This window comes from Corallococcus sp. CA049B (genome assembly GCF_003611685.1).
GTDB lineage: Bacteria > Myxococcota > Myxococcia > Myxococcales > Myxococcaceae > Corallococcus > Corallococcus coralloides.
Genome location: NZ_RAWC01000266.1, coordinates 1 through 11,127 on the forward strand (window position 1 = coordinate 1; position 11,127 = coordinate 11,127).

An 11,127-nucleotide genomic window follows, 5' to 3' on the forward strand; every position below is an offset into this window, starting at 1 on the left:
CCCCAGCAGGGCGGCCCGCGCCCCACGCCGGGCAGCTACCCCACCGCCGCGGACGTGGCGAACATCGCCGCGATGCAGGACCCCGTCGCGCGCAACCTGGCCATCACCCAGGGCTACCACGACCTGTCCGACGCCATGGGCACGCTCCTGGGCAAGGAGAACGCCAACTGGTCCACCTTCGCCACCTGGGCCTCGAAGCAGGCCGGCGTGAGCATCCGCCAGGAGGACATGCCCAAGCCCTTCGTGGACGCCCTCAAGGGCGGCGGCGGCGTGGGCGAGGCCATGTCCAAGGTGGACGACCTGATGCGCAAGCTGGGCCTGCCCGCCCTGCCCACCGGCGACATCGCCAAGGCCGGCGCGGACGCGCTCAACACCGTCAGCAAGGCCATTGGCGACGGCAACCAGTTCGTCTTCCGCGAGGTGGGCCACGAGTTCGCCCGCTTCGTGGAGACCTTCCAGGGTGACACCCAGCTGGACCCCGCGAAGCTCCAGAAGTACCTGGACGGCTTCCCCGCGGACAAGCCGCTGCTCAAGGACGCCTTCGGCACCTACGCGCAGGCCATGTTCGAGAAGGACCCGAACAAGAAGGCCGAGATGATGCTCCGGGCCAACGACACCGTGGGCCTGCACGAGCAGACCCAGCTCCAGTCTTTCGTGGAGAAGGCGCTCAACGCCCCGGTGAAGGAGGTCTTCGCCAACATCCTCAAGCAGAGCATCGAGGCGGGCGCCAACGCCCTGCCCTTCCCCGCCAACCTCGCCGCCAAGGCCGCCATCAAGACGGGCGCGGTGGACCTGGTCGTGAACCCGCTGGTGGACAAGCTGGCCGGCGTGTTCCGCGGCATCGCCACCGAGCACATGATGAAGCTCGCGGTGCCCGGCGGCGCGCTGAAGCTGGGCAATGATCTGCCGCCCCCCGCCGGCATGGAGTCCACGCTCTTCCCGCCGCACCTGCGCACCATCGAGGACCCGAAGCTGAAGGAGCTGCTGGGCCGCCTGGACAAGACGCCCGACAGCCTCACCGGCACCGCCGCGAAGGACTGGAGCCAGCTGGATCAGCGGATGAACTACATCGTGGACCTCTTCCGCTCGCGCCAGGCGGATCCGCACCTCTTCGACCAGCCCTTCGGCAAGGAGGCCCACTATCCCGTGGCGCCTGCCAGGCCGCGCCCGGTCGCACCCGCGGTGTCGTAAGCCCCGCTCCCACCCATGGGAGAAGGTCCGCCGCCGTGAATTCGCGGCGGCGGGCCGCGTCCATCAGGGCATCCGACGCACTTGATGGAGCCCCCCATGTCGAAGTGGCTGCTGGCAACGATGGCGCTGTCCCTCCCGGTCCTGGCTCACGCAGGCGGTCCCCGCGGCAACAACCACGAGCAGGCCCGTGACCGGCAGGAGCTGCGGCAGGACGCGCGCGAGACCCGGGATGACCGTTACGACCTGCGCCAGGTGGAGTCGCTGCTCTCCCGGTACGACTCCGCCCGGGGCCGCTCGGCGCGCCGCGACCTGCTCCAGGTGGAAGAGGACGTGCGCCGCTACGTGGCGTCCGAGCTGAACGAGACCCGCCGCGAGCTGGCCCAGGACAAGCAGGAGGCACGCTCCAGCGCCCGCGAGGTGCGCCACGACGGCTACCGCTACGACGACCGCAAGGACCACCGCGACGACGTGCGCGACGCCCGCCAGGAGTCCCGCGCCCTGCGGCAGACGCGCTCCATCTCCCAGGAGCTCAACAACCTCTACGGCCGGATGGACAGCGGCAGCCTCTCGCGCAAGCGCATGCTCATCGCCGACCTGGTCCAGCTCGCCCGCACCGAGACGGCGCAGAACCGCCAGGAGACGCGCGAGGACCGCCGCGAGGCCCGTGAGGACAGCCGCTGGCACTGACCCCGCGTCACGCGTCCTCGGCGGCGGTGAAGCCCTCCAGCCGCTCGATGCCCAGCTTCTTCATCCGGCTCTGCAGCGTGGACGGCTTGAGCCCCAGGAGCGCCGCCGCGCCACCTTCACCGTAGACGCGGCCCCGGGTGAGCGTGAGCACCCGCAGGATGTGCTCGCGCTGCACCGCCGCCAGCGTGGGCACCTTCGCCCCCGCGGGCAGCGGCGCCGGGGTCTCCTCCACCGTCACCGGGCCCGACACCTCCCGCGCGCGCTCGCCGGCCGGCAGGTCGAAGGACTGCGCCGTCAGCTCCTGGCCGCGCGTGAGGATGGTGGCGCGCTCCAGCGCGTTCGCCAGCTCGCGCAGGTTGCCCGGCCAGTCGTAGGACGCCAGCCGCGTCAGCCCTGACGCCGACACCCGCATGCCCCGCCGGCCCGTGCGCTTCGCCTGCTCCTCCAGGAGGAACACGGTGAGCTGCGGCAGGTCCTCGCGCCGCTCGCGCAGGGGCGGCAGCCTCAAGGGGAAGACGCTCAGGCGGTAGAAGAGGTCCTCGCGGAAGCGCTTCTGCGCGATGGCCTGGTGCAGGTCCACGTGCGTCGCCGCGAGGATGCGCACGTCCGCCCGCACCGTCTTGTCGCTGCCCACCGGCTCGAAGGCCTTCTCCTGGAGCGCGCGCAACAGCTTCGCCTGCAGCTCCACCGGCAGCTCGCCAATCTCATCCAGCAGCAGCGTGCCCCCGTGCGCCATCTGGAAGCGGCCCGCCCGGTCGCGGTTCGCGCCGGTGAAGGCCCCCTTCACGTGGCCGAACAGCTCGCTCTCCAGCAGGCCCGCGGGGATGGCCGCGCAGTTGAGCGACACGAAGGGCTGGTCCGCCCGCGCGCTCCAGCGGTGGATGGCCCGCGCCAGCCGCTCCTTGCCCGTGCCCGTCTCTCCGGTAATCAGCACCGGCGTGTCCGTCTCCGCCACCTGCCGCGCGCGGCGGGACAGGTCGCGCATCACCGGACTCAGGGACGTCTCCAGGATGCCTTCCGAGTCCCCGCCCAGCTGCGACTCCAGGAGCTTCGCGTGCTCGTGGTCCTGGCGGTGCAGCCGCTCCGCCGTCGCGCGCTGCTCGGCGCCCTGGAGTGCCGTGGCCAGCATCTGGCCGTAGACCTCCACCAGGTCCACCACCGGCTGCGCGTACGTCTCACACTGCACGCGGTCCAGCGTCAGCACGCCGTAGCAGCGCTCCCCCGCGCACAGCGGCACCACCATGCACGAGTGGCCCGCCGGCAGGTCCAGCACCCCATCGAACGGATCGCCGTCCCCATGCGAGTGGTCCTCCTCCGTGAAGGCCCGCGCGCGCCGCGTCTCCAGCGCCTGCTTCAGGGACGGGAAGTCCGCCAGTTGGAGCGAATGCTTGCGCACCGCCTGGTTCGCGAGCGGGCCGCGCGCCGCCACCGCCTCCAGCCGTCCCTCCTTGAGGAGGAACAGCGTGGCCAGGTCGAAGGGCACCACCCGCGTGAGCCAGTCCAGCCCACGACGCAGCAGCTCGCCCACCCCCTCCTCGGTGGCGGCCAGCTCGACGATTTCCCGAGCGTCCTGCGCGACTCCCGGCTGACGCACCATCAGTTCATCCGACATGGGCTGGCGATAATAGCGGACCACCGAAATTGCAGTGCGCCCGGCACCGGGATTTCGTTGCCCACCGGCGCGCCAGCCCCCTGTGCCCAGGCCGGTGGCCAGGGCGCAGGCCGTGTGCTCCCCCGGCTGCTCGTGTGTCCACCGTGCGCCCATTTCGCGCAGGGTCGGTGTCACCCCGCGCGTGGAGCATCTTCAAACACAACATCCTGATACAGACATCCCTGTCATCCCAACCTGCCTAAGAAGACAAAACCCAGAAAACATCTTGTTGACAAGCATTGAAGCAACCGGATACTCCAGCCCCACGGCAACCTGATTTTGAGAATCATCATCAAATTCACGACCAAATGAACTCGTGACACATCCGTGCGCGGCGCGCCGGGAGGCTGCTCGTCTCCCGTGACGGGCCGGCACATGCGGTGACAACCCAAAGGACTCTCCTCCTCCTACCAGACCGGGTGGGCTGACACGGCTTTGCGCGCGTCAGGACCCCAACCCCACACATCATCCACACTCCCCGGATTCACCCCCACCGTGGCGACACCGTCCGCCCCGCACGGCCGGCGTGTACCCAGACATCCATGTCTGGCCATGGCGCGCCAGCCCACGGCCGCGGTGTGCCGCGGCTTTTCCAAGACGTGATTCCTGCCCCTCCCCCACCCGGCGCATGTCCATGCGTTGGCGGCAATACGCATCATCCAAGCCAAGACTGGAGACAGCAAAACCATGCAGACAGAGACTGAGCAGGGAACACGAGGAGCAGACCTGCCTCCTCGCTGGCCGCGGCGCCCATCGTCGGTGCTGGCGGGGTCCCGAGAGGGCCTGGCCGCGGTGACGGCGGCCCTGACGGGCGCCGTGGGCAGCGCGCTGGCCGTCGCGCGGTGGCCCTCGGGTCCCCTGCGCGCCGGGACTCCGCAGGACGTGCTCGCCGCCGCCCGGGCGGCGCTGGGCAGGGACGGCATTCCCGAGGAGGGCATGGGCGTGGAGGCGGCCCTGTCCCGGCTGGGGCGGGTGCTGGTGGAGTACGGGCTGCACCTGTCGCACCCGCACGCGGTGGCGCACCTGCAACCGCCCCCGCTGGCGGTCGCGGTGGCCGCCGACGCGCTGGCCAGCGCGAGCAACGCTTCCTTGGACACGTATGACTCCGGGCCCTCCGCCATCGCCATCGAGCGCTGGCTGATCCACGGCCTGCTGGAGCTGGCCGGGCTCTCGGCCCGGGCGGACGGGGTGCTCACCCCGGGCGGCTCCATGTCCAACCTGATGGGCCTGATGCTGGCCCGGGACGCGGCGGCGCTGCGCCGGGGCATCGACACGCGCCGGCAGGGCGTGGCCGCGCTCCCGGGCCCGGTGGTGCTGTGCTCGGAGCTGGCGCACTTCTCCGTGCACCGGGCCTGCGCGGCCCTGGGGCTGGGCGAGAACGCCGTGCGGCCGGTGCCCACGGACTCGCGCCGGTGCATCCGCCCGGACGCGCTGGCGGCCCTCCTCCGGGAGCTGCCGCCGGAGCACACCCCGCTGGCCATCGTGGCCACGGCGGGCACCACGGACTTCGGCAGCGTGGATCCGCTGCACGCCATCGCGGACATCGCCGCCGAGCACGGCGTCTGGCTGCACGTGGACGCGGCCTATGGCTTCGGCGCGCTGTTCTCCGAGCGGCTCAAGGGCCGGCTGGACGGCGTCTCGCGGGCGGACTCCATCACCCTGGACCTGCACAAGCTGGGCTGGCAGCCCGCCGCCACCAGCGTGCTGCTGGTCTCCGACGCCAGCGCCTTCGCCGCGCTGGACCGGCAGGTCGCCTACCTCAACCCGGAGGACGACTCGGAGGCGGGCTATGACGGCCTGCTGGGCCGCAGCCTCCAGACGACGCGCCGGCCGGACGCGGTGAAGGTCGCCGCCACGCTGCTGGCGCACGGGCGCCGGGGCCTGGGCGACATGGTGGACACCTGCCACGACCTGGCCCGCCACGCCGAGCAGCGCATCCTGGCGGAGCCGGAGCTGGAGCTCGTGGCCCCCGCCGAGCTGACCACCGTCGTCTTCCGCTACCGCGTCCCGGAAGCCCCGTCCCGCGAGGACGAAATCAACGGCGCCCTGCGCCGCCGCCTCCTGGAGACCGGGGCCGCGCTCATCGGCCGCACCGCCGTCCGCCTGGACGGGCCTGGCTCACCGGAGCGGGTCTGCCTGAAGTTCACCCTCCTCAACCCCACCACCACGCCCGAGGACATCGACGCCCTCGTGAACACCGTCCTCGAAGCCGGGCGCGCCCTGTCGCCGCGCTTCCAGAAGGGGGCCGCATGAGCACCGCCCTTGCCCTGACGCCCTCCCCCGCCGTGGATCCGCTGGAGCACGCGGACGCGCGCCTGTCCGCGGAGCACGCCCACCTGGAGGCGCTGCTGCGCTGCTGGCTCCTGGAGACCCATACCCCCGTGCACCCGGGGCCGCTGCGCGTGTCCCTGCCCGGGTCGGGGCTCGCGCTCACCACCGAGGTGACCCACTGCTCCCCGAGCGGCTGGCACCGCTTCGGGCCGGTGTCCCTGGAAGGACCGGGCGGCGCGACCCGGGCGGACCCCGTGCTCGCCGTGGCGCTGGTGGCGCACGAGGCCGCGCTGCGCGGTGGCGCCGCCCGCCGGGGTGGCGTCCCCCCGGGACAGGTCGCGGACCTGGTGGAGCGCACGGCCGAGTCCGTGCGCCGGGTGACGGACTTCGTGGGCGACCGCCGCGCCCGGCCCCAGCCGCCGGCCGGAGTGGACGGCTTCCTGGACGCGGAGCAGGCGCTGCTGCTGGGCCACCTGCACCACCCGGCCCCCAAGAGCCGGGACGGGCTGTCCTCCACGGACAGCGCGGACTTCTCCCCGGAGCTCCGGGGCTCGTTCCGGCTGCACTGGTTCGCCGCCGACCCTTCCGTGGTGTCCCACGACGCGGTGGCGGGCGCGCCGTCGCTGGCGGGGCGGGACATGGTGGCGCTGATGGCGGACCTGGCGGAGCGGCCCCGGAACGACGGCCGCGTGCTGGTGCCCGCCCACCCGTGGCAGGCCCGGGACGTGCTCCGCCGGCCGCGCATCGCGGCGCTCATCGAAGCGGGCCTGCTGACACCGCTGGGCGAAGCGGGGCCGCGCTGGTGGGCCACGTCGAGCGTGCGCACCGTCTACCGCCCGGACCTGCCGGTGATGCTGAAGCTGTCGCTGGGCCTGCGGCTGACCAACTCCCGCCGGGAGTCCACCCGCACGGAGCTGCGCCGCGGCCTGGAGATCCACCGGCTGCTGGACGCGGGCTACGCGAGCGCCACCACCGCCGCGCACCCGTCGTTCTCCATCGTGAAGGACCCGTCCTGGCTGGCGGTGGACGAGCCGTCACGGCCCGGAGGGCCGGAGGTGACGGGCCTGGACGTGGCGGTGCGCGAGGTGCCGTCGCGCGTCGCAACCCTGCGCTGCCTCGTGGGCCTGGTGGCGCCGCGCCCGGGACTGGGGCGCAGCATGCTGGGCACGATGGTGGCCGCGCAGGGCCCGGGCGCCGCGGAGGCGTGGGTGGCCGACTACACGGACCGCGTGCTGGTCCCCATGCTGCACCTGTACGCGTCCACCGGCATCGGCCTGGAGGCGCACCAGCAGAACACGCTGGTCCAGTTGGATGCCCGGGGCCGCGTCGTGGGCTCCGCGTTCCGCGACAACCAGGGCTACTACCTGGCCTCGTCCCACCTGCCCCGGCTGCTCCGGCTACTGGGAGTGGACGCCTCCACGCTTGCCGTGGTGGACGACGCCCTCGTCGACGAGCGGCTCTCCTACTACCTCCTGCGCAACCAGGCCCTCGCGGTCGTGGGCTGCCTGGGCTCCGAAGGGCTGGGCGACGAGCGCCGGCTGCTCGGGGTGATGGCGGGCCGGCTGCGTGAGGCCCTGCCGTCGCTGGCCGCCGCAGGCCCCACGGGGGACCGGCTGGCGCGCCGGTGGCTGGAGGCGGACATCCTCCCCACCAAGAGCAACCTGCTCACCCGGCTGCACGGCATCGACGAGGTGCTCGCGCCGCTGGACGCGCAGTCCGTCTACCTCGACGCGCCCAACCCCCTGCGCGAGGCCCGGCGATGAGCGCGGACGTTCCTGGCCCCCCGCTGCCCCACCTCCCCGCCCCGTGGCTGCTCAGGCCCGCGAGCGTCTCCGCGGACGTGGAGCGCCTGGTGCGGTGGATGCACGCGCCGCACGTGGCCGAGTTCTGGAAGCAGGCCTGGCCGGAGGACCGCTGGCGCGCGGAGCTGGAGCGGCAGCTGGCGGGAGCGCATTCGCTGCCGTGCATGCTCGAGCGGGACGGCGTTCCGCTCGCGTACCTGGAGATCTACCGCGTGGTGCGCGACCGGCTGGCCGGGCACTACGCGCAGCGGCCCCACGACCTGGGGGTCCACGTGGCCATTGGCGAATTGGGCGGCACCGGGCGTGGCCTGGGCCGCTCGCTGCTGCGCGCGGTGGCGGAGGGGCTGCTCGCCGCGGACCCCGACTGCACCCGGGTGGTGGCCGAACCGGACTCACGCAACGCGCCCTCGCTGCGCGCCTTCTCCGCCGCCGGCTTCCGGGCCGTTGGCGCCATCACCCTGCCGGACAAGGCGGCGACGCTGTTCGTCTACCCCCGCTCCGAGAAAGACCTCCCATGAATCCCGTGACCGTTGAGACCGTTTCCGAACACGACGTGGTGGCCATCGGCTGTGGCCCCTTCAACCTGGGCCTGGCGGCGCTCGCCTCGCGCGTGGAGGGCCTGGACCTGGTGGTGCTGGAGGCCCAGCCGGGCCTGAGCTGGCACCCGGGCCTGATGTTCGACGAGGCCCTGCTCCAGCTCAGCTTCCTGGCGGACCTGGTCAGCCTCATCGACCCCACGCACCCGCTGTCGTTCCTCGCGTACCTGGGTGAGAAGGACCGGCTCTACCCGTTCTACATCCGCGAGCGCTTCCACCCGACGCGGCGCGAATACGAGGACTACCTGCGCTGGGCCGTGACGAAGCTGCCGTCCGTGCGCTTCTCGCACCGCGTGGAGTCCATGGACTGGGACGCCGGGCGCCAGCGCTTCGTGCTGCACGTGCGGCGCGGGGAGGGCGAGCGCGTGACGATGCTGGCGCGCGACGTCGTCATCGGCATCGGCACGGAGCCGTCACTGCCCCGCGCGCTGGCGTCGCTGCCGGCGGGCCGCGTGGTGCACACCGGCCACTACCTGCACCGTCAGCGGGACGTGGAGGCCGCGCGCCGCGTGACGGTGGTGGGCTCCGGGCAGTCCGGCGCGGAGGTGGCGCTGGACCTGCTCCAGCGCAACCTGGCGGGCGGCGCCGCGGTGAGCTGGCTCACGCGCACGGTGTCCTTCGCGCCGCTGGACTACACCAAGCTGACGCTGGAGATGACCACGCCGGCCTACGTCCGGTACTTCCACGCGCTGCCCCAGCCCACCAAGGACCGGCTCGTCGCGGAGCAGTGGCGGCACTACAAGGGCATCTCCACGGAGACCCTGGAGCAGCTGCACGACGTGCTGTACCGGCGGGAGCTGGAGCAGGGCCTGGCTCCGGTGGAGCTGCGCTCCAGCGTGGCGGTGGAGGACGCGTCCGTGAGCCCCGCCGGGGACGTGGTGCTCCAGTGCCGGCACCTGGACACCGGCGAGACGTTCGAGCACACGACGGCGCTGGTCGTCGCGGCCACCGGCTACAAGCAGCGCGCGCCCGGATTCCTCGAGCCCATGGAGCGGCAGCTGCGCTGGGACGACCAGGGCCGCTACCGCGTCCGCCTGGACTACTCCGTGGAGCTCGCGCCCGAAATCCAGGGCCGCGTCTTCGTCACCCACGCCGACCTTCACAGCCACGGCGTGGCCGCGCCGGACCTGGGCATCTCCGCGTTCCGCAACGCCACCATCCTCAACACCCTGCTGGGGCGCGAAATCTTCCGGCTGCCCCGGCGCACGGCCTTCTCCAGCTTCGGCGTCCCGGAGCGCTCCGGAGACGAGGCCCACCCCGTGGACAGGCCCCAGGTGCCGCACGCGCACCCGGTGGTGCTGAGCGAGCCGCCCCGGCCGGTCGGCCCGCGCCTGTCGGAGGCTTCATGAGCACGCGGTCGCAGCAAGCCCCGGCCCCGGAGTCGGCCGCGCGCGCCAGCGCGGAGGCCCGCCGCGCCGCGCGGTGGACGTTCGCGCTGGTGAGCGCGGGGGGCGTGGTGATGACGCTGGACGTGACGGTGGTCAACGTCGCGCTGGCGGCCATCGCCGCGGACTTGAAGGCCGGGCTGAGCCAGGTGCAGTGGACGGTGTCCGCGTATTCGCTCGCGTTCGGCGCGCTGCTGCTCACCGCGGGCGCGCTGTCCGACCGCGTGGGCCGGCGGAGCGTCTTCGTCGCCGGCACCGCCCTGTTCACCGTCGCCTCCGTGCTGTGCGGCCTGGCCCCCGACGCGGGCACGCTGGTGGCCGCCCGCGTCGCCCAGGGCCTGGGCGGCTCCATGATGTTCGCGCCCGCGCTGGCGCTCCTCGCCGCCGTGTACGAGGGCGCGGAGCGTCAGCGCGCCATCGCCACGTACGCGGCCATCGCCTCCGCCGCGGGCGCGCTCGGGCCCGTGGTGGGCGGCGTGCTGGTGGAGCTGGTGGGCTGGCGGTGGATCTTCCTGGTCAACGTCCCCATCGGCCTCTGGGTGGTGGTGGGCGCGCTGACCCGGATGCCCTCGCTCACGCCGAAGGACACCCACCGAGGCCTGGACCTGCTGGGGGCGCTGCTCGCCATTGGCGTGCTGCTGTGCCTGCACTACCCCCTGATGATGGGGCCGGACGCCGGCTGGGGCTCCGCGCACGTGTGGGTGCCGGCGTGCGCGGGCGGGGTGTTCCTGGTGGCGCTCATCGCCAGCCAGCGCCGCCCCGGCGCCATGCTGGACCTGGAGCTGCTGCGCATCCCGGAGCTGTCGGGCGCGGCGGTGCTCGGGTTCCTGGCGCGCATGTCCAGCCTGGGCGTGCTCGTCTTCACCACGCTGTGGTTGCAGCGCGCGGCGGACGGCTCGCCCCTGGTGGTGGGCCTGCGGCTGCTGCCGCTGACGGGCAGCCTGCTCGTCGTGGGCATGTTCATGGCGCGCATCCAGGCGCGCTTCAAGGCGTCCACGCTGGTGGCCAGCGGCTTCGCCTTCCAGGGCGCGGGGCTGGCCTCCCTGGCGCTGGGCGCCGCCCTGGCCTCTCCGTGGGGGAACTTCCTGGGGCTCATCCTGATGGGCACCGGTGGCGCCGTCCTCTTCCCGCCGCTGATGGGCGTGGCGGTGAGCGTGGTGCCCCCGGAGCGCGCGGGCATGGCCTCGGGACTGACCAACGCCTGCTACCCCCTGGGCACCGCCACGGGGGTGGCCGTCTTCGGCGCCGTGTTCTCGTCGCGGCTCGGCGCGGCGCTGTCCCAGGCGTCGCTGCCGGCCGACGTGGCCCGGCACACGCGCGCGGCGGTGGAGACCGGGCAGTTCAGCGCCGTGGAGCCGTCCCTGTTGCCGCTGGCCACCTCCGCCTTCGGCGACGCGTACCTGGCCGTGTGCCTGTCCGCCGCCGCGGTGTGCCTGGGCGGCGCCGTCATCGCCCTTGCCGTCCTCTCCCGCTCCGCGCCCCGGGCCTCGCGCCCGGCCGTCGGAGCCCCCTCCCTTTCCTTGAACTGTCTTTTATACACATCT

The 11,127-nt window shown here is 73.0% G+C and carries 8 protein-coding genes; 7 read left to right on the top strand and 1 reads right to left on the bottom strand.

Annotation, left to right across the window (positions count from 1 at the left end):
* Together D7W82_RS34985 and D7W82_RS34990 are read left to right on the top strand one after the other, a co-directional pair.
* Positions 1-1,191: hypothetical protein (locus D7W82_RS34985; protein ID WP_120622455.1), on the top strand; the 1,191-nt coding region annotated here is incomplete at its 5' end.
* A gap of 96 nt (positions 1,192-1,287) precedes the next feature.
* Complete coding sequence (locus D7W82_RS34990) at positions 1,288-1,878, top strand: hypothetical protein (protein ID WP_120622456.1); 591 nt, start codon at positions 1,288-1,290, stop codon at positions 1,876-1,878.
* A gap of 7 nt (positions 1,879-1,885) precedes the next feature.
* Here D7W82_RS34990 and D7W82_RS34995 read toward each other — a convergent pair whose 3' ends face one another.
* Positions 1,886-3,490, bottom strand: coding sequence for a sigma 54-interacting transcriptional regulator (locus D7W82_RS34995; RefSeq protein WP_199727925.1), 1,605 nt, complete (start codon positions 3,488-3,490; stop codon positions 1,886-1,888).
* A gap of 726 nt (positions 3,491-4,216) precedes the next feature.
* On the opposite strand from D7W82_RS34995, the gene D7W82_RS35000 reads away from it, so the two are divergent.
* From D7W82_RS35000 to D7W82_RS35020, 5 genes are all read left to right on the top strand, one after another.
* Positions 4,217-5,782, top strand: a complete 1,566-nt coding sequence (locus tag D7W82_RS35000) for a pyridoxal-dependent decarboxylase (RefSeq protein WP_199727927.1) — start codon at positions 4,217-4,219, stop codon at positions 5,780-5,782.
* Positions 5,779-7,563: an IucA/IucC family siderophore biosynthesis protein gene (locus tag D7W82_RS42435; protein WP_120622459.1), complete on the top strand. Its 1,785-nt coding sequence runs from the start codon at positions 5,779-5,781 to the stop codon at positions 7,561-7,563. The genes D7W82_RS35000 and D7W82_RS42435 overlap by 4 nt, the downstream gene beginning before the upstream one ends.
* Positions 7,560-8,120, top strand: coding sequence for a GNAT family N-acetyltransferase (locus D7W82_RS35010; RefSeq protein WP_120622460.1), 561 nt, complete (start codon positions 7,560-7,562; stop codon positions 8,118-8,120). The genes D7W82_RS42435 and D7W82_RS35010 overlap by 4 nt, the downstream gene beginning before the upstream one ends.
* Positions 8,117-9,547, top strand: a complete 1,431-nt coding sequence (locus D7W82_RS35015; RefSeq protein WP_120622461.1) for a lysine N(6)-hydroxylase/L-ornithine N(5)-oxygenase family protein — start codon at positions 8,117-8,119, stop codon at positions 9,545-9,547. The genes D7W82_RS35010 and D7W82_RS35015 overlap by 4 nt, the downstream gene beginning before the upstream one ends.
* The coding region (locus D7W82_RS35020; protein ID WP_120622462.1) for an MFS transporter at positions 9,544-11,127 on the top strand (1,584 nt) is incomplete at its 3' end. The genes D7W82_RS35015 and D7W82_RS35020, both read left to right, overlap by 4 nt.